The following is a 22777-nucleotide window of genomic DNA, read 5'->3' as shown; positions in this document are numbered from 1 at the left end:
TAAATATATTTTGGGTTTTGCAATCAAAAAAGAAAAAATTTGGAAGACTATGCTTCCAAATTTTTGCATCAAATTTTCTAAGGGAGTTAAATTTTCAAAAATTAATCTAATTTTTGACCTAGGACATTTCCTTGCATATCCGTATAAACTTTCATGTTATTATTAAACTTAAATTTATAACCATTAATTTCTTTATCTATTTCAAGAATTTGAGCATTTGGTTGAGTTGCACTTACTTTTTTCATAACACTAGGTAAAATAGTATGTGGTAAAGCCTTGTATTTTCCATCAACTTCTTTCCAATCTCCATTGATCATAAAATCAATTTCAGTTCCATCATTTAAAATTACATCATAAGAATCTATATCTTTTTTCACCAAACCAATTTGAGCGGTTTTAAAATTTTTAGAAATAAATTCTTTGGCATTATTTGGAAGTTCGCTAGCAGGAACAACCATATCTTTAGCTAAAAGCACCGTAGCACCCAACAAAGCAAGTAAAGTTAATTTTGCTTTCATAATTTCTCCTTTTGTGTTTTGGTTGGCGAAAGTTTAACTCAAAACTGTGAAGTGAATGTGAAACTTAAAAAATAATTTTCAAGCTTTCGTTCTCAACACTTATACCTTGACTTTTTATAAATTTTATTTCTTTTCCATCTTCAAATTTTAAAATATCTTTATCTTTTAGATTAATATCATAAGTTAAAATATGTAAAACAATATCATAAATACAAAAGAAAAGTTCTTTTTCTTCTATGTTTAAATCACAAACTTCAAGTTCTAATTTATCAAAATTTCTAAGCCCATAAGTATAAGCATTGACTCCATTTTCACTAGGATAAACACTAACATATATCCAATTATATACCGGCAAGCGATTATCATCTAACATTTTTGCATTTTCTATATAAAAACTGGGCTCTAAAACAACTGCACCTGTATAAAAACCTAAAGCATGTTTATTATCCAAACATAAAGCTGCAATTTTCGTAAACATTTTAGCTTGTTCTAATTTGCTTTGATCTTGACTTAGCACCGCTATAAGAAGATGAGCTTTATGTTTTTTAGTTTGCTCTAAGGCATCTTTCCACATAAAATTAAAATTTGCATAGTATTCTGCTTCGTGATTAGGTATAGGATTTTTAATCAAATTTAGAGTAATCAACATATTTTCATGTGAAAAAATCACTCCCTCTTTGGTAAAATTTTCATCAGCTATTTTTATATTAAATTTATCTTCTAAAATGCTTTTTAACTCCGAAAAATTAAAATCAACTTCATCAAGAAGAACAAAAGAGGTAAAATTGTGATTTAAATCTATAGTCATATTAAACCCTATTAAATTTTTATAAATTATAACCTAATAAAAATAAAAACTATAAACAAGAATTTCTTAAAAATTATGATAATTGATATTAATTATAAATTTATTTTTTATATAGTATAATCTTTTAAAATTTATAAGTATATTTTTGGAGAAAAATGTGGAATTTCTAAAAGATTACATCGATTTAATTATCTTTTTAATTCTAGGAATTATGGCATTTATAGCTTTTTGGTGTGTTGTAGAAAGAATGCTATTTTTTAGAAAAATTAACTTTAAAAATTATGAGAATCAAGAGCAATTTGATGATGCGATTAGTGAAAATTTAACCACTATATATATCATCTATTCCAATGCCCCTTATATAGGACTTTTAGGCACTGTAATAGGCATCATGGTTACATTTTACGAAATGGGCTTGGTAGGCAATATAGATGTCAAATCTATAGTCGTGGGACTTTCTTTAGCTCTTAAGGCTACAGCTTTGGGACTTTTGGTTGCTATTCCTGCTTTAATGGCTTATAATGCCTTACTTAGAAAAGTTTCCCTCTTAAGCAATGCTTATAAGGCAAATAAAAATGCTTAAACTACCGAAAAATGAAGGTTTAAATATAGTTCCATTTATAGACATTATGCTTGTTTTGCTTGCTATAGTACTTAGTATTTCAACCTTTATTGCGCATGGAAAAATTCAAATCTCACTTCCTTCAAGTGAAAATGCTACCAATATAAGCAATAATGAAAAAAAACTTCTTATAACCATAGACGAAAAAAATACTTTTTATTTAAATGATAAATTAGCTGATTTAAATGAAGTTCAAAATGCTATTTTTTCACTTGATAAAAAAACCATAGTAGAACTAAAAAGCGATAAAAATGCTAAATTTGAAAGCTTTGTAAAAATTATAGATTTTTTAAAAGCCAAAGAACATGAAAATTTTCAAATTCTTACTGAGAAAAACAAATGAAAACTTTATTTTTAAATCATAAATACCAAGCTTCTTATATAACTTTTATAGTCTTTATACCTTTGCTTTTTGTCATTTTTCACTCAAATGACTTTTTTAAAATGGAAATTAAAAATGAAGATTCTTTTTCTTTAGCAATAAAACAATTTACCCAAACTAATCCAACAAATGAGACTAAACCAACAGAATCCATTATAGAACCTATCAAACCAAAACCTCAGCCAAAAGTTATTAAAAAAACTCCTGAAAAAATGCAAAAAAAGATAAAAAAAACACCTTCACATCCAATACCAAATAAAATCCCAATAGCACCAACTCAAGAAGTTAAAACTTTTACAAAAACAACTGATACAAATGTCAAACCTAAAATCACCCAATTAACACAAGGAAAAGATAATCACCCTGTATTAAAAGAAATCCAAAAAGCTATACAACAAGCACAATTTTATCCAAGGCAAGCAAAAAAAATGCGTATGCAAGGAACTGTAAAAGTAGAATTTTTATGGAAAGAAAATAAAACTTTAACAGATTTAAAAATCATAGAAAGCTCAGGATATGATTTGTTAGATAAAAGTGCTTTAGAAAGCATAAAAAAAGCTTCTTTAAATTTTCCACACTATAACGGGGATTTAAGAATTACACTACCTATTATATATGATTTTAAAATCTTAAGAGGGTAAAATTATAATTTGCTACACTCTCTTATCTACAATTTGTGTTTCTTGATTTTCAATTTTATTTTGAAAATCTTTACTTAAATTCTGACTTAATTCTTGCAAAGATTTTTGCTTCAGTTTTTCAAATTCTTCAGGATTGCTAGCCTCAAGCTTTGCCTGCTCATCAGCACTTAAAGCACTTAAACCTTTTTCTTGGGCTTTTTGAAGCAAATCTTCGTCTTCTTTTTCTTTGATATTATTTTCCTTGTCATCTTTTTTATTGATTTTTTGCGGATCTATGGTTTTCATAGCATTAGCTCCACCACCTGATACTTCTTTAATGTCGCTTAAAATTTCTCTCATGCTAGGTTCTTTAACATCACTATCATCAACTTTACCATCTTTATTTACATCTTTATCAATAAAAAAATTTAATTTTTCTTCTATATTTGCATCATCAGATATTTTTTCATCGCTTGTTTTAAAGCCTAAATTTTGCATACTTTGTTGAAGGGTGCTTGTATTAAAATTTAATTTTACACTTTGTTGTTTATTATTTAAATTTGAATTTAAAGAACCAAAATTATCTTTTACACTTTCAAACCAATTTGAAATAAATTGGTTTGCTTCGCCATTAAGCCTTATACTACCATCATTTCTAGCAACATAATTCGTATAAGAACTGAAATTTTTTTGTAAACTACTATAATTTTCATTGCTTAAATTTAAAGCTATAAGTTCACCTTGCTTATTTTCAAAAACAACCTTAACACCATCGTTATTTAAACTCGAAAGATCTTGCACGGGAATTTTATCTTGATCTTCTTTTTTTAATACGCTAAGCTCTTTTTTATCAACATTATTAGTTAAAGAATGGGTTAAACTAGCAGAAGTATCGATTTTCATTATTTATCCTTTTTTACATTTTGCAAATAAACCTAAACGACACATTTTTCTCTCATGTGAATTTTTTAAAGAATTACACTTTTTAAGTTCTTGCTCGTAGTTGGCACAAGAATTTGCAAAAGCAAAAGAACTCAAAATGCTTAAAACCAAAATTATTTTTAACACTTTCCAATCCTTATTTTAAAGATTTTTTAGTTAAAATTATACCTTTTATAATCGACAAAATCTTAAAAAACTTTATAATCTCAGAAAGGAATCAATGAAAGCATTAGCTCTTTTTAGCGGTGGGCTTGATAGTATGCTTGCAATGAAACTCATCACTGCGCAAGGCATAGAAGTTAAAGCCCTAAATATCAACATAGGTTTTGGAAGCACAAGCGATAAAAGTGAAATCATGAAAAAGCGTGCAGCGATGGTAGGTGCAGATTTTGAAATGATAGATGTAAGAAATTCCTATCTTCAAGAAGTGCTTTTTAATCCACAATATGGTTATGGCAAACATTTTAATCCTTGCATAGATTGTCATGCTTTTATGTTTAAAACTGCTCTTGCTATGTTAAAAGAAGAAAATGCAAGTTTTATCATCACAGGAGAAGTTTTAGGACAACGCCCTATGAGTCAAAGAAGTGATGCGATGGCAAAAGTTAAAAAACTTGCTCTTGATGAAGAAGATTTAATCTTGCGTCCTATGTGTGCAAAAAACCTACCTCTAACCAAACCTGAAAGAGAAGGTTGGGTAGATAGAGAAAAACTCGAAGGTATTAGCGGAAGAAGTCGTAAAAGACAACTTGAACTTGCAGCTAAATTTGGATTAGAAGACTTTGAAAGCCCAGGTGGGGGTTGTTTGCTAACTCTTGATAGTTTTGCTAAAAAAATTCGAGATTTCATAGAATTTGACAAAGATATGCAGGTTAATGACGCACAACTTTTAAAATATGGTCGTCATTTAAGATTACCCAATGGAGCTAAAATGATCATAGGTAGAAATGAACTTGAAAATACTCTTTTAAAAGGTTTAAAAACTCCTAAATATGAAGTAATAGAACTTGGGGATTTAATCGGAGCTTACTCTTTGGTAGATGAAAAAATTTCAGAAAAAGACTTAGAACTTGCCTTAAAAATAGCCCTTACCTATACTAAACACGAAGCAGGAAAAAGCTATGAACTTAAATTTAAAAATCAAGCTTATACAAGTATAGCTTTTGAAAATAAGGCTGATATTAATCAATTTTTTATTAGTTAAAGTATAAAGTATTTAGCAAAACAAGCGATATAGTATTTGAATCTTTTCAAAATATTGCAATCAAGCCCATGAAAATGGGCTTTTTTTATTTTAATCCATAAGCATTTTTTAAATTTTTTAAATTCGCACTCGCATTCAAAAGCAAACAATCAGCCAAAACTAAACGCACCATAGCACTAGCTACAACACTTCCTCTAACACCTACACAAGGATCATGCCTACCTTTGAGTTCAAATTCCAAATTATTGCCAAATTTATCTATACTTTCTTGCTTGGCAAAAATAGAAGGAGTAGGTTTAAAATAAGTTTTTAAAATAAGATTTTCTCCATTTGAAATTCCTCCTAAAATTCCTCCACTATGATTGCTTAAAAACTTGCCATCTTTTAAAGCATCATTATTACACGATCCGCGCATTTTGCTTGCATTAATACCTTCGCCTATTTCAACTGCTTTAACAGCATTAATTCCCATTAAAGCATGAGCTAATTTAGAGTCTAACTTATCATAAAGAACTTCTCCAAGTCCCACAAGCATACCACTAACTTTTGTAAAAACAGCAGCGCCTACACTATCTTTTGAATTTCTAGCATTTAAAATTTCATTTTTAAAGTCACTTTCTAGTTTTGGATCAAGGCAAAAAATTTCACTTTTCTTAGCAAATTCAAAATCAAATTCTTCTTCTTTCAAATTTGATACAAAAGTTCCTATTCCAAAAACACCACTTTGAACACAAATGCCAAATTCACACAAAAGCATCGCTGCAACTGCACCACCAGCCACTCTAGCAACACTTTCTCTAGCGCTTGATCTACCTCCACCCCTATGATCTCTTATGCCATATTTATAAAAATAAGCAAAATCCGCATGAGCAGGACGAAATAGATCTTTTAAATTATCATAATCCTTAGAATGAGCATTTTCATTAAAAACTACTATAGCTATAGGATGACCCGTTGTATATCCTTCAAAAACTCCACTTAAAACCTGAGCTTTATCGCTTTCTTTTCTTGGTGTTGCAAATTTACTTCCGCCTTTGCGTTTATCAAGCTCATTTTGTAAAAATTCTTCATCAAATTTAACTCCAGCAGGCACTCCATCAATAATACATCCAACAGCCACACCATGAGACTCACCAAAACTTGTAAATTTCAATCTCGTACCAAAGGTATTCACTATAAAGCTCCTAATTTCTCAAGTGCAATTTTTGCTGCCATTTGTTGTGCTTCTTTTTTGCTTCCCGCAATAGCTCTTGCAAGTTCTTTACCATCAAGCATTAAAGCGATTTCAAATTGCTTTAAATGATCAGGACCAAAAGCACGCACTGTTTCATACTGCGGAGTTTGTCCGACTTTTCCTTGTGTAATCTCTTGTAATTTTGTTTTATAATCTTTTATAAGAATTTTTGCATCAATTTGAGGGAAATTTTTTTCTATAAGCCTTAAAGCAATAGTTTTTGCAAACTCAAACCCAGCTTCTAAATGTATAGCACCTATAATGGCTTCTAACGCATCTGAAAGTATAGAAGGCTTTTCTTTTCCTCCATTGTTTTCCTCAGCAACACTCATAAAAATAAAATCGCCCAAATTTAAACTATTTGCAATTTTTGCAAAAGACTTTTCATTCACTAAAGCCGCTCTAAGCTTAGATAAATCTCCTTCGGCATCTTTGGCGAATTTATGAAAAAGGTATTCACCCACAACTAAATCAAGCACGGCATCACCTAAAAATTCCAAGCGTTCGTTGTTGTAAGATTTTTTAAAACTTTTATGGGTTAAAGCATGTATAAGAATATTTTTATCTTTAAATTCATAAGTTAAACTCTGCTCTAGTTTTTCAATGTTTTTCATCATTTTCCCTTGCAATTTTCAAAGCAGCTTCACGCGCCAATGTATCACATCTTTCATTTTCCAAATGTCCATTATGTGCTTTTACCCAAAAAGCCTTAATCTTATGAGATTTTGCCACTTTAATATATTCCTTCCATAAATCTATATTTTTTTTACCTTTAAAATCCTTTTTTATCCATCCTTCTAGCCATTCATTAATACTTTGAACCATTAGGTTAGAATCTGTAAAAAGCGAAATTTCACAAGGCTCTTTTAAAGCCTTCAAAGATTCAATAATTGCCATTAGCTCCATTCTATTGTTAGTGGTATTAGCCTCAGCTCCAAAACCTTCCTTTTGATACTCTTTATAACGCAAAATATAAGCCCATCCACCAAAACCTGGATTATTAAGACATGAACCGTCTGTATAAATTTCAATGTGCTTCATTATTTTTCACTTCATAAATAATTTTACAAGTATTAAACTCATAACAAACAGGACAGTGATAAAAAAACAAAGGCATAACATTTTTACACTCAGAACAACGGTATGAAAATTCTAACCTCGCATTAAAAGAATTATCTTTTAAAATTTTTAACATTTTAAAATTAGAATTTTTAAAAACAAACTGATGCGTATCATCATGCTTTGAAATTTTACCCAAAGCATAAAAGAATTCTAAAAAATCTTGATTTTCTAAATTAAACGCTTCATTTTCTCTATAAAGCAAATCACAAATATCAAAAAAATTTTGCCCTAAAAACATATGATATTTTTCAAAAACTAAACGCCCTAACATAGGATTATCTTCTATTTTAAATTCTAAAAGTTTTTTCTTTTTTTCTTCATCGGTGATATTAAAAGTACAAAGTTCTAAAGCTTTGATAAAATCATGCTCTTTTTGCACATCTTCATTAAGCTCAAAAAGACATTCTAAAAGTTCTAAATTTTCTTTATAAGAACGAAGTTTTAAATAAACAATTTTTAAAAGTTTTAAGGCTTGTATATTTCTTGGACGCAGTTTTAAAACTTGTAATAAAACTTCTTTTGCACGCTCTAAAAATCCTGCTTTAAAATAAACTTTTGCTAAAGAAAGGAAAATAAATTCTCTTTCTTGTTTATCTTTACATTTTTCAAGAGCAATCAAATAAATTTGAGTTGCTTTTTCAAATTCCCCACTTTTGGTAAAAATTTCAGCCAAAAAACTTAAATTTCCAAAACTCAAGCTACTATTTCTTAACAACTCTTTATGAGCGTTATCCATTTCAAATTTTTTTATAAATTTTTCAAGCTTTTGTTCTTCATCTTTGTTAGCAAATATTTTCCAAATATAATTTACAACAGCTACAACAAATACTAAAATGGTTAAAATTATAAGCCCTACTAAAGGGTCTCTGTATTCTACAAAGAAAAAATCCATAGTCTCGCTCTAAAAATTTTATGCCAAATTATAGCCAAATCTTTGTATAATTTTAACAAGGTTTGTAAAATGATAACTAAAGAAAGTATAGAAAATTTATCCCAAAGACTTAATATTGTTGATATTATAGAAAATTATATTGAAGTAAAAAAACAAGGCTCTAGTTTTGTGTGTATCTGTCCTTTCCATGCAGATAAAAACCCGTCTATGCATATCAATCCTACCAAAGGTTTTTATCATTGTTTTGCTTGCAAGGCTGGTGGAGATGCTTTTAAATTTGTAATGGATTATGAAAAATTAAGTTTTGCCGATGCAGTTGAAAAAGTTGCAAGCCTTAGTAATTTTACTTTGAGTTATACAAAAGAAAAACAAGAAAATAAAAAAGAGCTAAAGTCTATACTACCAAGCTTAAATGCGTATTTTAAAGATAATCTCAAACACCACAAAGAAGTTTTAACCTATCTTTACCAAAGAGCTTTAAATGACAAAGATATAGCCAAATTCGAATTAGGTTTTGCAGGAGCAAGTGAAGATAGTATAAGATTATTGCAAAATCAAAAAATTCCTTTAGAAGATGCTATGAGTGTTGGAGCTTTAAAAAAAGATGAAAATAATGAATTTTACGCAAGTTTTATATGGCGTATCACCTTTCCAATCTACGATCATAAAGACTTATTAGTAGGGTTTGGAGGGCGTACTTTAAATCCCAATGTACCGGCAAAGTATGTAAATTCACCCCAAAATATACTTTTTGATAAAAGTAGAATTTTTTATGCTTTTAACATCGCTAAAGAAAATATAGCCAAAAAAAAAGAAATAATAGTATGTGAAGGCTACATGGATGCAATAGCTTTTCACAAAGCAGGGTTTAACAATGCTGTAGCAGTTCTTGGAACAGCACTAACCGAACATCATCTACCTTTAATCCGCCGTTATGATGCAAAAGTGATTTTATGTTTTGACAATGATGAAGCAGGATTAAAAGCTGCGACACGATCTGCATTTTTATTAAGCACAAATAAAATAGACGGTAAAGTGGCAATTTTGCAAGGCGGAAAAGATCCTGCTGAGCTCGTAGCAAAAAATGAAAGCGCAAAACTCCATAATATATTCGATGAAGGAATAGAGCTTGGCGAATTTTATATCAGACGCTTAATATCCACTCATTCCATAATTTCTGCTCTTGACAAACAAAAAGCTTTAGAAACTATACAAAAATTCACCTTTAATCTTGAACCTTTAGTGGCAAATTCTTACACTGGTCTAGTTTCAAATTTATTAAAAGTGGATGAAAAATTTATCGTCTTATCACAAAATTCAAAAAAAACCATACAAACCCCTTTAATTTCTCAAAATAAATACAATTTTCCTAAAGAAAAAATTCACATTGCAGAATTAGAACTTATAGCTTTTTTAAAACAGCATCCAGATATATGTAACGATTTTAAGCAAATTAGTGATAGTGTTTGTTTTAAGCATAAAATTTTATTGGATAAAATTTTAGAAAAAAAAGGTTATGAAGATAGTGATATTAGAGAATTTGAAAGTAAAAATATTCGAAAAAATTTAAACTATAGCGAATTCTTGTTAGGTATTTGCAAGGTTAATTTAGCTTTTTTAAACAATGTAAAAATTAAAAATTCTACACTCGCATTAAAAAAACAACTTTTTACGCTTATTGATAAAAATTTAAATCTTCTAATTAAAAATTTAAATACCGAAGAATTAAATAATTTTTTAAAAGAATATTTAAGCTTCTTAAAATATGAAAAAAACGAAGAAATTCTGCAACAATCATTTAGAAACTTAAATGGAATTTTTAGTAACAAAAACTTTACAGCTTATGATTTAGGATTTAGCGCACAAGATAATGACGAACCTTTTTAATTTATTTAAATTTCAAGCCTTAATTTACCTTTTTTTAAACACAATCACGCTAAAGTATATAAAAATTTTTAAGGATAAATTATGATGCCTTTTAGTGATGAAGAGCTTATAAATCCTGTTAAAGCAAGTTTAGAAAAGAGCTTGCCTATGCTTGAACGTGATGGCGGAGGGCTTGAATTTTTAGGGATTAAAAATGGGGTTGTTTATGTCCATTTAATAGGAGCTTGCAAAGGTTGTGCATCAAGTGGAACGACACTAAAATACGGTCTTGAAAGGCAACTTAAGATTGATATTCATCCAGAAATCACTATAATCAATTTAAACGGCGGAGCAGACGAATTTGCAAAATTATAAAAAACTTGGAATTGAACATTTTTACAAGAAAGATTTTAAAACTGCAAAAATGTATTTTTCTATGGCTTATGAAAAACGCAAAAATAAACGCTTGCTAAATTTTATCTGCCTTTGCGATCTTGCTTTAAAATCTCCTAAAGAAGCTTCTTTACTTTTTGATTTTTATATAGAACATTACAAAATCTCTAGCATTGATAAAGACTTAGAAGAAATTTTAAGTACAATTGAATTTAAAAAACAAGAAAACAAACAGGAAAACGAATTTGAAGATAGGCATGCGTTAAATTATCAAGATTTTTTAAAAAGCGAAGAAGAACTTGGCTTTCAAAAAAGTTTTGAAAATATCATTAACAGCACTAAATTAGTTATTGATAATCGTGATGATTTTTTAGATTTTTTGGAAAAATTACTTGATAATGGCTATAAAGATATGACTTTAAATTATATAGAAAATGTTATGCCTCATTTTTGGGCAAATGATAGATTTATCAAACTCCAAGAAAAACTCATAGGATTTAAAAGTGAAATTAAAACTTGAAAATTCATTCATTACAGATAATACCTTAGAGTGTGAAAAAGAATGCTTTTTTTTACAAACCACACAAAATGCTAAATTTCACGCTCAAGCCTTAGAAAAAGGTGCAAAAATCATTGATGTAAATGAGTGTAAAAAACTTTTAAAAATCGATGAAAAGATTCAAATCATAGGAATCACAGGAACCAATGGCAAAACCACAACCGCAGCAGCGATTTATTCTATCTTACTAGATTTAGGTTATAAGTGTGGGCTTTGCGGAACAAGAGGAGCTTTTATCAACGATGAACAAATTGATGAAAAATCCTTAACCACCTCCCCTATTCTTAAAACCTTAGAGTACCTACAAATAGCCACTCAAAAAAAATGTGATTTTTTTATCATGGAAGTAAGCTCACACGCACTCGTTCAAAACCGTATCGAAGGCTTAAAATTTGTTGCTAAAATTTTTACCAATATCACTCAAGATCATTTAGATTTTCACGGTACTTTTGAAAATTACAAAGAAGCAAAAGAGCTTTTTTTTACAGATGAGAGTTTAAAATTTATCAACAAAGATGCTTTGGCTATTAAATTTAATGTGCGTAATGCTTTTACTTATGGCATAGAAAATCCTGCTTTATATCAAATCAAAGCTTATTCTTTAGAAGAAGGCATTAGTGCTATTGTAACAAATAAAAATCAAACTTTTCACATAGACTCGCCCTTGCTAGGACTTTTTAATCTTTACAATCTTCTAGTTGCTAGCGCTTGTGTGAATGAACTTGTAAAGCCTGATTTAAAAGACTTGGAAAATGCTATCAGTGGATTTGGTGGGGTTTGTGGCAGGGTAGAACAAGTAGCAAAAGGTGTGATTGTAGATTTTGCTCATACACCTGATGGCATTGAAAAAGTGCTTGACACTCTTAAAAATAAAAAACTCATCGTTGTTTTTGGAGCAGGTGGAGATAGGGACAAAACCAAACGCCCTTTAATGGGAAAAATCGTCGAACATTTTGCAAAAATTGCTATCATTACAAGTGACAATCCACGCAACGAAGAACCAAAAACCATCATGGAAGAAATTTTATCAGGCTTTGCTAAAAAAGAAAAAGTTTTAATGATAGAAGATAGAAAAGAAGCCATAAAAAAAGCTTTAGAACTAAAAGAAAATGACGATTTAGTCGTTATTTTAGGCAAAGGTGATGAAACTACTCAAGAAATTAAAGGGATAAAATATCCTTTTAGCGATAAAGTAGTTGTTAATGAAATTTTAAAAAATCAAGGATAATCAATGTTTGAAAATATGGATTTTTCTAAAATGGGAGAACTTTTAAATCAAGTTCAAGAAAAAGCAAAAAATATAGAACTAGAACTTGCAAATCGTGAATTTAGCGCCAAAAGTGGAGCAGGACTTGTTAAAGTAAGCGCCAATGGAAAAGGTGAAATTATCGATGTTAGCATTGATGATTCTTTACTTGAAGATAAAGAGTCCTTGCAAATTTTACTTATTTCTGCAATTAATGATGTTTTGGCTATGGTTGCGCAAAATCGTTCCAATATAGCGAATGATGTTTTAGGCGGTTTTGGAGGTATGAAATTATGAAAAAAATTTTAATTATTTGCATGCTTTTTACTTTGTCTTTTGGTATAGAAAGACCTAAATTTGAAGATTTTTTAGCAGGTTATGAAAGAAATAAGGCAAGCATGCTCAACTATGAAGGAATGCCAGCTTTTGCACTCAGTGAAAATTTACTTGCTGTGTTAAAACAGCCTAATACTAAGCTTAACAAATATGTAAAATATGATCCATTTTTAAATTTATATCTTGTAAGAACTGACTTTAGCCTAATCCCTACTCCTATGGGTGATGAAGAAAAACTTACTCGTAATGATTGGGTTGGAATTTGGGATCCTAATAAACCTTATATAGGGCATATTAAGTATTTAGCTCAAAATATTGATGAAAAAGATCAACTTGATTTTAATTCTAAAATAGGACTTTTAGGGACTCCATGCTGTGAAATGATGGGGATTGCTTTAAATAATAGCTCTTTTATAGGCAATCGCTATTTAAAACATTTTATGAAATATAACGATGTTTATTGGGGGGATATTGGCGTTGATTTTGTTGTTCGAGAAAATAAAATTTATGTTAACAATGTAAGAAAAAATCCACAATTTTTAATCAACGATCAAGTTATAAGTGTTGATGGCTTACCCGCTAATGATTTAAGAAAACTCAATGAAAAAATTCTTTTTGCAGATCGCGGAAGCACTCTTTATTTTCAAGTATTGCGTGATAATATGGATTTAAATATTTCTACTGAAGTTTTTGCAAAAGATTTGAGCAAATTTAACCTTCCTGATTCTAAACCAAAACCAAAAATTACAAATTTCACAAGCAATCTTGGTTTAACGGTTAATACTAGTCTTGTTGTAACCAAAATAGATCCAAAATCAAAAGCATCAAATGCAGGATTTATGGTAGGAGATAAAATTTTACGCGTTAATAATATTATTTTAAATAATTTTAAAGAATTACAAAATATTTTAAGCGCTGGTAATGACTTTAGCATCTTAATTGAACGCAAAAGTACTAAATTACCTTTATCAAATTTCAACAATGAACTAGGCGGAAATGCCAACTCAGGTGGCGATGGTAAATTTCAATTTTTCATAAGGCTTACTAAGTGAATTTAAAAGAACTTTTTATCCATCACTTAGAAAAAAATCTACCTAAGGTTGAAAGCTTTCATCCTTTTTTTAATGAAGCTTTAGCCCTTATGCTAAAAGCAGGAGGAAAGCATTTTCGTGCACAATTGCTTTTAAGCGTAGTACAAAGCAATAAACCTGAACTTTTAAATCAAGCTTTAGATGTGGCTTTAGCTTTGGAATTTATCCATACTTATTCACTCATACACGATGATTTACCCGCTATGGATAATGCGGACTTTAGACGAGGAATTCCAACCTTACACAAAAGCTACGATGAAACTACAGCCATCTTAGTGGGCGATGCTTTAAATACTGAAGCTTTTTTAGCTCTAAGTCATGCTCATTTAAAAGATGAAATCAAAATCAAACTCATAAAAACCCTTGCCTTTAATGCAGGACTTAATGGAATGGTTATAGGACAAGCTATTGATTGTTTTTTTGAAGACAAAAGACTGAGTTTAAATGAACTTGAGTTTTTACATACACACAAAACCGCAAGATTAATCGCTGCAGCTTTAAAAATGGGTTGTGAAATTTGCGAACTTAACAACGAAGAAAGCAATCAAATTTACAAACTTGGTTTAAAACTAGGACTGATTTTTCAAATCAATGATGATATTATCGATGTAACTACAAGTCAAGAACAAAGCGGAAAGCCTACTAACAACGATATTCATAAAAATTCTTTTGTCAATTTGCTTGGACTTGAACAAGCCATAAAAACAAAAGAAAATCTTCTTAGTGAATGCGAACAAGACTTAGAAAAACTTAATGAAAAACTCGCACAAATGATACAAAATTTAATAATTCAATACTTATAAAGGCAAAAAATGGACATTCAAATTTTACAAGAACAGGCAAATACTCTAAGATTTTTAAGTGCCGATATGGTGCAAAAAGCAAACTCAGGACACCCAGGTGCACCTTTGGGCTTAGCAGATATTTTAAGTGTTTTAAGTTATCATTTAAAGCACAATCCTAAAAATCCCACTTGGCTAAACCGTGATAGACTTATATTTTCAGGTGGACATGCAAGTGCTTTGCTTTATAGTTTTTTACATTTAAGTGGCTATGATTTAAGCTTGGAAGATCTTAAAAATTTCCGCCAACTTCATGCTAAAACCCCTGGACACCCTGAAATTTCAACTCTTGGAGTAGAAATCGCTACAGGCCCTTTAGGGCAAGGCGTTGCCAATGCCGTAGGCTTTGCTATGGCAGCAAAAAAAGCACAAAATTTGCTAGGTAGTGATTTAATCGATCATAAAATTTATTGTCTTTGCGGAGATGGGGATTTACAAGAAGGCATTTCTTATGAAGCTTGTTCTTTAGCAGGACTTCACAAACTTGATAATTTCATACTTATTTACGATAGCAACAATATCTCCATAGAAGGCGATGTAGGTTTAGCCTTTAATGAAAATGTAAAAATGCGTTTTGAAGCACAAGGATTTGAAGTTTTAAGTATAAATGGACACAATTACGAAGAAATCAATAAAGCCTTAGAACAAGCTAAAAAATCCACAAAACCTTGTCTTATCATCGCAAAAACAACTATAGCAAAGGGTGCAGGAGAGCTTGAAGGCAGTCATAAAAGCCATGGTGCACCTTTGGGCGAAGAAGTGATTAAAAAAGCCAAAGAACAAGCAGGTTTTGTTCCAAATATCAGTTTTCATATCCCACAAGCAAGCAAAATCCGCTTTGAAAGTGCTGTAGAACTTGGGGATTTAGAAGAAGCAAAATGGAAAGATAAACTTGAAAAAAGTGGTAAAAAAGAAGTTTTAGAAAGGCTATTAAACCCTGATTTTAGCAAGATAGCTTATCCTGATTTTAAAGGAAAAGATCTTGCTACAAGAGATAGCAATGGTGAAATTTTAAATGTTTTAGCTAAAAATTTAGAAGGATTTTTAGGTGGAAGTGCGGATTTAGGCCCTTCAAATAAAACAGAACTTCACGGTATGGGAGACTTTATAGAAGGTAAAAATATCCATTTTGGCATCAGAGAACACGCTATGGCAGCGATTAACAATGCTTTTGCAAGATATGGAATTTTCTTACCATTTTCGGCAACTTTTTTCATCTTTAGCGAGTACTTAAAACCTGCCGCAAGAATAGCAGCCCTAATGAAAATCAAACATTTTTTCATTTTCACACACGATAGCATAGGTGTGGGCGAAGATGGACCAACACACCAACCTATAGAACAACTTAGCACTTTTAGAGCTATGCCAAATTTTTTAACCTTTAGACCTGCTGATGGAGTGGAAAATGTCAAAGCTTGGCAAATAGCCTTAAATGAAGGTATTCCAAGTGCTTTTGTGCTTTCACGCCAAAAACTCAAAGCTCTAAATGAACCCGTTTTTGGAGATGTAAAAAACGGAGCATATTTACTTAAAGAAAGCAAAGATGCTAAATTTACACTTTTAGCGAGCGGAAGTGAAGTTTGGCTTTGTTTAGAAAGTGCAAACGAACTAGAAAAACAAGGTTTTGCTTGTAATGTTGTTTCCATGCCTTGTTTTGAACTTTTTGAAAAACAAGATAAAGCTTATCAAGAAAGATTGTTAAAAGGTGAAGTTATAGGTGTTGAAGCAGCGCATTCTAATGAACTTTATAAATTTTGCCATAAAGTGTATGGTATAGAAAGTTTTGGAGAAAGTGGCAAAGACAAGGATGTTTTTGAACACTTTGGCTTTAGCGTTTCAAAGCTTGTAAATTTTATCCTTAGCAAATAAAATGAATACAAATTTCAAATTTCAAAATAACACTCTTTTTATCTTTGGAATTTGGGATAAAACAAGTATTTATAAGTTAAAAATAAAAGATTTTTTAGCTTTGATTCAAAGCAAGGAAGTGATTTTTGATTTTAAAGATCTAAAAGCAATCGATACCGCTGGAGTGAGATTTTTCCTTGCTTTGGAAAATGACCTTAAAGATAAAAATATTAAAATCACCAAAGAAGGCTTAAATTCACGCTTTCAAACCCTTTTTGAACTTTGTGAAAAAAACTACCAAAGACTAAGCAAAACAAAAAAATCACATAAAAATTTCAGTGAATACTTTATCGATCTTGGAAAATTAAGTTTAGAACTTTTAAAAATTTTAAGAAAATTCATCAATTTCACAGGAGCTTTTTCCACAAGTCTTTTTTTATGCCTTAAAAATCCTAAAAATTTTCGCTTTATTGCTTTTTTATATCATATAGAAAATTCTGCTTTTAAAGCCTTGCCTATAGTTATTTTAACTGCTCTTTTAGTAGGAGTGGTTTTAGCCTATCAGGCCGCTTATCAACTCGCACAATTTGGAGCCAATATTTTCATAGTAGATTTGATGGGAATTTCAGCCACTAGAGAACTTGCACCTTTAATCGCCGCCATAGTGATCGCAGGAAGAAGTGCAAGCTCTTATACCGCACAAATTGGAGTGATGAAAATTACTGATGAAATTGCAGCTATGAATACTATGGGTTTTCGTTCTTTTGAATTTATTATTATTCCACGTGTTATGGCTTTGGTAGTGGCTATGCCTTTAATCGTTGCCATTAGCGATGCAATCAGTATTATAGGTGGAATGATGGTTGCAAAATTAAATCTTGATATTTCTTTTGCCGAATTTTTAAGACGCTTTAGAGAAGCTGTAGATATAAAACATATCTTTATAGGACTTGTAAAAGCACCTATTTTTGGATTTTTAATAGGGCTTATTGCTTGTTTTCGTGGTTTTGAGGTAAAAAACACTACACAAAGCATAGGAATTTATACCACAAAAAGCGTTGTAAATGCTATTTTTTGGGTGATAGCTTTTGATGCTTTATTCTCTGTTATTCTAACTTCTGCAGGAATTTAAATGGTTATTAAAGCACAAAATATCATTACAAAATTTGGAGAAAAAATCGTCCATGATGGCGTAAGTTTTGAAATCAAAAAAAACGAAATTTTTGGTATTTTAGGAGGTAGTGGAAGTGGAAAATCCGTCCTTTTAAAACAAATGCTTATGCTTGAACATTTTGATGGTGGAGAATATGAAATTTTAGGTTATAAACTTAAAAATATCAACGAAGAAGATGCACTTGCTTTGCGTAAAAAATGGGGTGTGGTTTTTCAGTTTGCTGCACTTTTTAGCTTTTTTAATGTTTATGAAAATATAGCCATTCCTTTAAAAGAATACACTCATTTAGATGAAAATAGCATACAAGAACTGGTTTTAATGAAGCTAAAAATGGTAGGTTTAAACGAAAGTGTTTTAAAACAATTTCCAAGCGAACTTAGTGGTGGTATGCAAAAAAGAGTGGCAATTGCTAGAGCTTTAGCACTTGATAGTAAGTTACTTTTTTTAGATGAACCTACCTCAGGACTTGACCCTCATAGTAGTCGCGAATTTGACGATTTGGTTTTAGAATTAAAAAAAAGTTTTGATTTAAATATCATTTTGGTTACACATGATAAAGAAAGTATGAAAAATTTACTCGATCGCTTTATCATTTTAGAAAATAAAAAAGTTGGATTTTGCGGTACTTATGAAGAATTACGCCTGCAAAATGAACGACTTTTTAAAAGATTTATGGAGTAAAAGTGGAAAATAGAGCAAATTATTTTTTTGTAGGACTTTTTGTTTTTGGAGTGTTTTTTGCAAGTCTTGGTTTCATACTTTGGCTTGGTGGATACTCTAAAGAAGAAAGTTTTAAGTATTATGAAATTCACACGCAAGAATCCGTTGCAGGACTTGGCATAAAAGCACCCGTAAGGCTTTTGGGCGTGGAAGTAGGTAGCGTAGAAGAAATCAGCATTTACAATCAAGATGAACTCGGCGTTAACATACGCATTAAGGTCAAAAACAATACCCCTATAAAAGAAGACACCTTTGCTACTTTGCAACTTCAAGGTATCACAGGACTTAAATTTGTCCAACTTCAAGGCGGAAGCAAAAATAGCAAAGATTTAGTATCTATACAGGGAAAACTTCCAGTCATTCCTTTTAAAGAAAGTTTTTTAGCAACCATAGACAGACAAAGTGAACATATTTTTTCTTTGGTTAAAACGGCCGATGATAAATCAAAAGAACTTTTAAGCGAAAAAAATCTTAAAAATCTAGAAATCTTTTTGCAAAATCTAGCAGAATTAAGTGCAAATTTAAATGCTAATTCTAAAAATTTAAGCCTTAATCTTTCAAACACAAGTTTAAAAATAGGAAAAATGGCTGATAATATAAGCCTTAGTGCGCAAAATTTCAACTCCAGTCTTAAAGACATAAAAGAAAGCACGATGATTTTAAAAAATTTCATAAAAAAAGCTGATGAAAAATTAAACACTTATGATGATATTAAAGCATCTTTGATGCAAAATTTAGAGCTTTTTAAACGAATTTTAATTGAAAGCAATATTCTAATAGAAAATTTACAAAACAGCCCTGCTGATTTGATTTTTAAAGAAACTAAACCTAAACTAGGGCCAGGAGAAAAATAATGCTAAAGCAATTATTCTATATTTTGACTTTTATTTTTATATTATGCGGATGCTCTTTAAGACACGAAACCATCAACAAAAATGAAAATATCATATTAAAAGATGAAGGAATAGACTCAAATATTTTTTTTAAAAAAACCGGTAAAATTCTTAAAATTCGCAATGCAAATGCACCTTGGTATTTAAACTCGCGAGCTATTGTTTATATAGATAATGGTTTTAGCAACAAATACGCACATTATTTCTGGGGAGACTTACCAAGCAATCTTTATTCTTTTTTAATTTTATCAAAATTTGAACAAAGCAATATTTTTACAACCTTACTTTCTTCAACAAGCTCTTTAAATGCGGATTATGCCCTTGAAAGCAGGATTAACTCTTTTGAACAAATTCTTAACAACAATGAAAACTACGCTCAAATTTCTATAAGCGTAAATTTCATAAATCTTGAAAACAATCAAATAATAGCTCATAAAATTTTCAATACTAAAGAAAAAATAGAAAAAAAAGATATCCGCTCTACTTATAATGCTTTTCAAAAAGCCTTAAATAAAATTGGAAATGAGATTGTTTTTTGGGTAAATTCTAATTTATCCTAATTTAGGAACACTTTTTGCTTTTTAAATATTTAGCAATATTTTTGAAAGGTAAACAATGAAAAGTGATTTAGATATATTTAAAAAACACTTAGGCGAAATTCAAAGCGTGAATGAATTTAAAGCAAATCAAATTTGCTCTCAAATCAATGATGCAAATGATTTTATAGGAGCACTTCAAGTACTTGATATGTCTTTAAAAAAAATAGAAAAAAGCATTCTAGAAAGAATAGATGAAAATTCAGATGATATGCAAAAAAGAACTCTTGATGCCACAGCATCACAACTTATACAAAACTGCTCTTTCATGGGAACAGCCCTTTTTGGAAATATTTTCAATGTTTATGTTGGTAAAAAACTTTTTGAATTTGAAATTGCTAATCCACTTTTAATTCTTCAAACAAGTAATTACGAAGGTGTATTAGCCTATATACAAGATAAAAGAGATGAAATAAAAATCATTCTATCAGAGTTAGCAACCGCAATCACCATGGGCGAAACTGTGGATAATGCTGGAATTTATAACTCTACAATGGATTTTAAAAATTTATTTAAATAAGAATAGTAATCATTTGTTCTCTTTAAGCAAATATAATATATTTTAGCTTAAAGAGATTTTCCAAACTCTAAAAGAGAGTTAGGCTACGAATAAAAAGGGGGAGGGAAATAGCCTAACCCAAACGAGATCTTAAAAGATCTCTTTAAACTAAAATAAATATTTAGATAATTTAACAATTTTTATTAAATTATCTAAACCATATTTATGTTTTAGTTTAATACGATGTGACATTTTATTCTAAAAACACTTAATCTGCTATAAAAATATCATTTAGTAACTTAAATTATTAAAGAATATTACTACAATATTATTTAAAAAATTTTAAATTTTTAGAATTTTAAGAAAAAAATATTATTTTTATAATTTAATATCATATCATAGAAAGAATTTCAGCACGCCCATTAATCACAGCAACACAATGTTCATAATGAGCCGCATTAAGCCCATCAATACTTCCAGCATCCCATTTTCCATTATAATGCTTTGGTGTTCCATCTTTTTGGCATATCATAGGCTCTATGCAAAACACCATTCCATTTTTAATTTTAGGGCCACTTTTTGCACTCGCACCTTTTTCTAAATAATTTAAAATTTCAGGCTCTCCATGGGGCTTTCGTCCTATACCATGTCCACAATATCCACGAAGCGGGACAAAACCTCTTGCATGGATAAATTCGCCTAAAGCAGCTGAAAGTTCCTTAAAACGCATTCCATCATGAATAATATCTATAGCATGATATAACGCGTCTTTAGCACAAGAGATTAAAGCTTTATCAGTGGGTGAAACTTCTCCTATAGCAATAGTTCTTGCTGCATCCCCATAATACCCATCAATCAAACTTCCCACATCAAGACCTAAAATATCACCCTCTTTGATAATTTTATCATCTGGAATTCCATGGATACAAACTTGATTTAAAGATGTGCAAATGGCACCTGGAAAACCATAAAGTCCCTTAAATGATGGCTTGGCGCCAAGGCTTAAAATATAATCTTCTGCCATTTTATCGATTTGTTTTAAGCTCATTCCTATTTTAATTTCATTCTCTAAAAAATTTAAAGTTTTTGCTACAATTTGATTTGCTATTCTTAACTTTTCTATTTCATCTGGTTTTTTCAATTCTATCATTTTATTTCCTTATAAATTTAGCCAAATTTTAGCAGTATTTTTTAAAGATTCAACATCGCTTGAAGCATAAAAATGCAATCTTGCTTTATGATTTTTCAAATCTATATTTTCTCTTTCTTTAAGAAATTCAACTATAGCATCTCCTGAATGAATTAATTTTGTTTTATCGCCAAAATACTTACTTAAAGAACGACCTAGTAAAGGGAAATGAGTACAAGCGAGTATCAAAGCATCTGGAGTTGTGATATTTTTAAAATAATACTCCATAGCACTTTGCAAAAAATCTCCTTCAAAAATACCTTCTTCAACCATAGGCACAAAAAGCCCTGTAGCTAAAGCATTTATATTTGTATATCCTTGAAATAATAAACGCTTTTGGTATTCTTCTGATTTAATGGTTGCTTTTGTTGCAATGACTAAAATTTCTTTATTTTTATCATGTAAAGCTTTTATCGTTGCTTCAACCCCTGCATCAATTACACCATATACTGGAAAATGTGCTTTTGCTTTTAAAGCATCTAAAGCATAAGCACTAGCAGTATTACATGCAATGATAAGCATATCAATTTGGAATTGTTCAAAAAATTCCAATGCTTCAAGACAGAACTTTATAATAGTATCTTTATCTTTCACCCCATAAGGAACTCTTGCGGTATCTCCATAATAGATAATTTCATCAAACAGTCTAGCTTCATAAAGAGATTTTAAAACACTAAGCCCCCCTACTCCGCTATCAAATACACCTATTTTCACTTTAATACCTTCTTGCTCCTATATAACGAGCCTTCCAATAAGAACTATTTAACTCGACTTCTTTTACTCCACCTTTAGTAGATAAATGTATAAATTTTCCCTTGCTCGTATAAATACCAACATGCATACCATTTGGCCCTCTACCTGTCTTAAAAAATACCAAATCTCCTGTTTGCAATTTTGATTTAGAAACTTTTCTCCCAGAACCTAATTGAGTTTTTGTAGTGCGAGGTATGCGTATATTAAGCTGAGCTAATGCACTCTGTGTAAATCCTGAACAATCAGCACCTTTTTTAGTAGTTCCACCTAAAACATAAGGAGTTTTTTTCCATTCATTTGCTATAGTTTTAAGTTTTGTTTCTTTATTTGTATTATAAATCGGACGAGTATAGTTTAAATTCTGATAAAAACTACATCCACTTATAAAGAATACAATCGTGATGATGAAAAAAATATGCCTCATCAGT

The 22777-nt window shown here is 30.2% G+C and carries 28 protein-coding genes; 17 read left to right on the top strand and 11 right to left on the bottom strand.

The annotated features are described in order from the left end of the window. Positions 1 to 101: 101 nt before the first annotated feature. Complete coding sequence (locus tag AJN70_RS07815; RefSeq protein ID WP_002856602.1) at positions 102 to 518, bottom strand: PepSY-like domain-containing protein; 417 nt, start codon at positions 516 to 518, stop codon at positions 102 to 104. Positions 519 to 582: 64 nt separating this feature from the next. Continuing rightward, positions 583 to 1326, bottom strand: a complete 744-nt coding sequence (locus AJN70_RS07810; RefSeq protein ID WP_044306321.1) for a DUF4261 domain-containing protein — start codon at positions 1324 to 1326, stop codon at positions 583 to 585. Between the two features lie 157 nt (positions 1327 to 1483). On the opposite strand from AJN70_RS07810, the gene exbB reads away from it, so the two are divergent. From exbB to AJN70_RS07795, 3 genes are read left to right on the top strand one after another with little or no spacing between them, the layout of a single operon-like run. Next, positions 1484 to 1909, top strand: coding sequence for a TonB-system energizer ExbB (gene exbB / locus AJN70_RS07805; RefSeq protein ID WP_002870206.1), 426 nt, complete (start codon positions 1484 to 1486; stop codon positions 1907 to 1909). Beyond that, positions 1902 to 2291, top strand: coding sequence for a TonB system transport protein ExbD (gene exbD / locus AJN70_RS07800; protein ID WP_002851470.1), 390 nt, complete (start codon positions 1902 to 1904; stop codon positions 2289 to 2291). Before exbB ends, exbD begins: the two co-directional genes overlap by 8 nt. Next, on the top strand, positions 2288 to 2971 hold the full coding sequence (locus AJN70_RS07795; RefSeq protein ID WP_002862271.1) for an energy transducer TonB: 684 nt from the start codon (positions 2288 to 2290) through the stop codon (positions 2969 to 2971). The genes exbD and AJN70_RS07795 overlap by 4 nt, the downstream gene beginning before the upstream one ends. Positions 2972 to 2983: 12 nt before the next feature. Here AJN70_RS07795 and AJN70_RS07790 read toward each other — a convergent pair whose 3' ends face one another. Next, positions 2984 to 3853 carry a hypothetical protein gene (locus AJN70_RS07790; RefSeq protein ID WP_070295673.1) on the bottom strand — a complete coding sequence of 290 codons (870 nt, stop codon included), beginning with the start codon at positions 3851 to 3853 and terminating at the stop codon, positions 2984 to 2986. Positions 3854 to 3856: 3 nt separating this feature from the next. Continuing rightward, positions 3857 to 4018, bottom strand: coding sequence for a hypothetical protein (locus tag AJN70_RS07785; RefSeq protein ID WP_002778908.1), 162 nt, complete (start codon positions 4016 to 4018; stop codon positions 3857 to 3859). A 94-nt stretch (positions 4019 to 4112) separates the two neighbouring features. Between AJN70_RS07785 and AJN70_RS07780 the strand changes: the two genes are divergently transcribed. After that, positions 4113 to 5096, top strand: a complete 984-nt coding sequence (locus tag AJN70_RS07780; RefSeq protein WP_002871881.1) for an MnmA/TRMU family protein — start codon at positions 4113 to 4115, stop codon at positions 5094 to 5096. Positions 5097 to 5181: 85 nt separating this feature from the next. On the opposite strand, the gene aroC is transcribed toward AJN70_RS07780, so the two are convergent. Genes aroC through AJN70_RS07760 form a run of 4 tightly spaced genes read right to left on the bottom strand, consistent with a single transcriptional unit; the run spans position 5182 to position 8344 of the window. Then, entirely contained in the window at positions 5182 to 6270 is a 1089-nt protein-coding gene (gene aroC / locus AJN70_RS07775) for a chorismate synthase (protein WP_070287485.1), read from the bottom strand. After that, the gene (gene rnc, locus AJN70_RS07770) at positions 6270 to 6944 is read right to left on the bottom strand and encodes a ribonuclease III (protein WP_070295672.1); all 675 of its coding nucleotides are present in this window, start codon (positions 6942 to 6944) and stop codon (positions 6270 to 6272) included. The genes aroC and rnc overlap by 1 nt, the downstream gene beginning before the upstream one ends. Then, the gene (gene rnhA / locus AJN70_RS07765) at positions 6931 to 7371 is read right to left on the bottom strand and encodes a ribonuclease HI (RefSeq protein WP_002851277.1); all 441 of its coding nucleotides are present in this window, start codon (positions 7369 to 7371) and stop codon (positions 6931 to 6933) included. Before rnhA ends, rnc begins: the two co-directional genes overlap by 14 nt. Next, a complete protein-coding gene (locus AJN70_RS07760; protein WP_070233514.1) occupies positions 7358 to 8344 on the bottom strand; it encodes a hypothetical protein in 987 nt (328 codons plus the stop codon). The genes rnhA and AJN70_RS07760 overlap by 14 nt, the downstream gene beginning before the upstream one ends. Positions 8345 to 8413: 69 nt before the next feature. Here AJN70_RS07760 and dnaG point away from each other — a divergent pair, with 69 nt between their 5' ends. The 13 genes from dnaG to AJN70_RS07695 all read left to right on the top strand — a co-directional run bounded on the left by dnaG (position 8414) and on the right by AJN70_RS07695 (position 20428). After that, positions 8414 to 10231 (top strand): DNA primase, encoded by a 1818-nt coding sequence (gene dnaG / locus AJN70_RS07755; RefSeq protein ID WP_070233513.1) that lies wholly within the window; start codon positions 8414 to 8416, stop codon positions 10229 to 10231. An 81-nt stretch (positions 10232 to 10312) separates the two neighbouring features. Then, entirely contained in the window at positions 10313 to 10585 is a 273-nt protein-coding gene (locus AJN70_RS07750; protein ID WP_002866611.1) for a NifU family protein, read from the top strand. Continuing rightward, positions 10572 to 11123 (top strand): histidine kinase, encoded by a 552-nt coding sequence (locus tag AJN70_RS07745; protein ID WP_070233512.1) that lies wholly within the window; start codon positions 10572 to 10574, stop codon positions 11121 to 11123. Before AJN70_RS07750 ends, AJN70_RS07745 begins: the two co-directional genes overlap by 14 nt. Then, a complete protein-coding gene (locus AJN70_RS07740; protein ID WP_070233511.1) occupies positions 11107 to 12390 on the top strand; it encodes a UDP-N-acetylmuramoyl-L-alanyl-D-glutamate--2,6-diaminopimelate ligase in 1284 nt (427 codons plus the stop codon). Before AJN70_RS07745 ends, AJN70_RS07740 begins: the two co-directional genes overlap by 17 nt. A gap of 3 nt (positions 12391 to 12393) precedes the next feature. Next, positions 12394 to 12705, top strand: a complete 312-nt coding sequence (locus AJN70_RS07735) for a YbaB/EbfC family nucleoid-associated protein (protein ID WP_002871256.1) — start codon at positions 12394 to 12396, stop codon at positions 12703 to 12705. Next, complete coding sequence (locus tag AJN70_RS07730; RefSeq protein WP_002862279.1) at positions 12702 to 13796, top strand: PDZ domain-containing protein; 1095 nt, start codon at positions 12702 to 12704, stop codon at positions 13794 to 13796. Before AJN70_RS07735 ends, AJN70_RS07730 begins: the two co-directional genes overlap by 4 nt. Further along, positions 13793 to 14638 carry a polyprenyl synthetase family protein gene (locus AJN70_RS07725; RefSeq protein ID WP_070277987.1) on the top strand — a complete coding sequence of 282 codons (846 nt, stop codon included), beginning with the start codon at positions 13793 to 13795 and terminating at the stop codon, positions 14636 to 14638. Before AJN70_RS07730 ends, AJN70_RS07725 begins: the two co-directional genes overlap by 4 nt. 9 nt (positions 14639 to 14647) lie before the next feature. Beyond that, positions 14648 to 16546 carry a transketolase gene (gene tkt / locus AJN70_RS07720; RefSeq protein WP_070295671.1) on the top strand — a complete coding sequence of 633 codons (1899 nt, stop codon included), beginning with the start codon at positions 14648 to 14650 and terminating at the stop codon, positions 16544 to 16546. Between the two features lies 1 nt (position 16547). Beyond that, complete coding sequence (locus AJN70_RS07715) at positions 16548 to 17657, top strand: ABC transporter permease (RefSeq protein WP_070277991.1); 1110 nt, start codon at positions 16548 to 16550, stop codon at positions 17655 to 17657. Next, positions 17658 to 18380: an ABC transporter ATP-binding protein gene (locus tag AJN70_RS07710; RefSeq protein WP_002862283.1), complete on the top strand. Its 723-nt coding sequence runs from the start codon at positions 17658 to 17660 to the stop codon at positions 18378 to 18380. 2 nt (positions 18381 to 18382) lie between these two features. Next, positions 18383 to 19273: an MlaD family protein gene (locus AJN70_RS07705; protein ID WP_002862284.1), complete on the top strand. Its 891-nt coding sequence runs from the start codon at positions 18383 to 18385 to the stop codon at positions 19271 to 19273. After that, complete coding sequence (locus tag AJN70_RS07700) at positions 19273 to 19872, top strand: ABC-type transport auxiliary lipoprotein family protein (RefSeq protein ID WP_002862285.1); 600 nt, start codon at positions 19273 to 19275, stop codon at positions 19870 to 19872. Before AJN70_RS07705 ends, AJN70_RS07700 begins: the two co-directional genes overlap by 1 nt. Before the next feature lie 55 nt (positions 19873 to 19927). After that, positions 19928 to 20428 (top strand): flagellar FLiS export co-chaperone, encoded by a 501-nt coding sequence (locus AJN70_RS07695; protein WP_002862286.1) that lies wholly within the window; start codon positions 19928 to 19930, stop codon positions 20426 to 20428. A gap of 370 nt (positions 20429 to 20798) precedes the next feature. Here the strand turns inward: AJN70_RS07695 and map are convergent, their stop codons facing one another. The 3 genes from map to AJN70_RS07680 are packed head-to-tail and all read right to left on the bottom strand — an operon-like array spanning position 20799 to position 22773. Beyond that, positions 20799 to 21557, bottom strand: a complete 759-nt coding sequence (gene map / locus AJN70_RS07690; protein ID WP_002856112.1) for a type I methionyl aminopeptidase — start codon at positions 21555 to 21557, stop codon at positions 20799 to 20801. Between the two features lie 9 nt (positions 21558 to 21566). Next, entirely contained in the window at positions 21567 to 22310 is a 744-nt protein-coding gene (gene murI / locus AJN70_RS07685) for a glutamate racemase (protein ID WP_002862287.1), read from the bottom strand. Position 22311: 1 nt separating this feature from the next. Further along, positions 22312 to 22773, bottom strand: coding sequence for a C40 family peptidase (locus AJN70_RS07680; RefSeq protein ID WP_002862288.1), 462 nt, complete (start codon positions 22771 to 22773; stop codon positions 22312 to 22314). Positions 22774 to 22777 lie beyond the last annotated feature (4 nt).

Source organism: Campylobacter sp. BCW_4341 (assembly GCF_001764255.1).
GTDB classification, from domain to species: domain Bacteria; phylum Campylobacterota; class Campylobacteria; order Campylobacterales; family Campylobacteraceae; genus Campylobacter_D; species Campylobacter_D jejuni.
This window is presented reverse-complemented; position numbering and strand designations above follow the sequence as displayed.

What these genes read in the sequence shown, in the direction of transcription:
- AJN70_RS07815 (WP_002856602.1), bottom strand. Translation starts at nt 518, where the DNA reads ATGAAAGCAAAATTAACTTTACTTGCTTTGTTGGGTGCTACGGTGCTT.
- AJN70_RS07810 (WP_044306321.1), bottom strand. Translation starts at nt 1,326, where the DNA reads ATGACTATAGATTTAAATCACAATTTTACCTCTTTTGTTCTTCTTGAT.
- exbD (WP_002851470.1), top strand. Translation starts at nt 1,902, where the DNA reads ATGCTTAAACTACCGAAAAATGAAGGTTTAAATATAGTTCCATTTATA.
- AJN70_RS07795 (WP_002862271.1), top strand. Translation starts at nt 2,288, where the DNA reads ATGAAAACTTTATTTTTAAATCATAAATACCAAGCTTCTTATATAACT.
- AJN70_RS07790 (WP_070295673.1), bottom strand. Translation starts at nt 3,853, where the DNA reads ATGAAAATCGATACTTCTGCTAGTTTAACCCATTCTTTAACTAATAAT.
- AJN70_RS07780 (WP_002871881.1), top strand. Translation starts at nt 4,113, where the DNA reads ATGAAAGCATTAGCTCTTTTTAGCGGTGGGCTTGATAGTATGCTTGCA.
- rnc (WP_070295672.1), bottom strand. Translation starts at nt 6,944, where the DNA reads ATGAAAAACATTGAAAAACTAGAGCAGAGTTTAACTTATGAATTTAAA.
- rnhA (WP_002851277.1), bottom strand. Translation starts at nt 7,371, where the DNA reads ATGAAGCACATTGAAATTTATACAGACGGTTCATGTCTTAATAATCCA.
- AJN70_RS07760 (WP_070233514.1), bottom strand. Translation starts at nt 8,344, where the DNA reads ATGGATTTTTTCTTTGTAGAATACAGAGACCCTTTAGTAGGGCTTATA.
- dnaG (WP_070233513.1), top strand. Translation starts at nt 8,414, where the DNA reads ATGATAACTAAAGAAAGTATAGAAAATTTATCCCAAAGACTTAATATT.
- AJN70_RS07750 (WP_002866611.1), top strand. Translation starts at nt 10,313, where the DNA reads ATGATGCCTTTTAGTGATGAAGAGCTTATAAATCCTGTTAAAGCAAGT.
- AJN70_RS07735 (WP_002871256.1), top strand. Translation starts at nt 12,394, where the DNA reads ATGTTTGAAAATATGGATTTTTCTAAAATGGGAGAACTTTTAAATCAA.
- AJN70_RS07730 (WP_002862279.1), top strand. Translation starts at nt 12,702, where the DNA reads ATGAAAAAAATTTTAATTATTTGCATGCTTTTTACTTTGTCTTTTGGT.
- tkt (WP_070295671.1), top strand. Translation starts at nt 14,648, where the DNA reads ATGGACATTCAAATTTTACAAGAACAGGCAAATACTCTAAGATTTTTA.
- AJN70_RS07715 (WP_070277991.1), top strand. Translation starts at nt 16,548, where the DNA reads ATGAATACAAATTTCAAATTTCAAAATAACACTCTTTTTATCTTTGGA.
- AJN70_RS07710 (WP_002862283.1), top strand. Translation starts at nt 17,658, where the DNA reads ATGGTTATTAAAGCACAAAATATCATTACAAAATTTGGAGAAAAAATC.
- AJN70_RS07700 (WP_002862285.1), top strand. Translation starts at nt 19,273, where the DNA reads ATGCTAAAGCAATTATTCTATATTTTGACTTTTATTTTTATATTATGC.
- AJN70_RS07695 (WP_002862286.1), top strand. Translation starts at nt 19,928, where the DNA reads ATGAAAAGTGATTTAGATATATTTAAAAAACACTTAGGCGAAATTCAA.
- map (WP_002856112.1), bottom strand. Translation starts at nt 21,557, where the DNA reads ATGATAGAATTGAAAAAACCAGATGAAATAGAAAAGTTAAGAATAGCA.
- AJN70_RS07680 (WP_002862288.1), bottom strand. Translation starts at nt 22,773, where the DNA reads ATGAGGCATATTTTTTTCATCATCACGATTGTATTCTTTATAAGTGGA.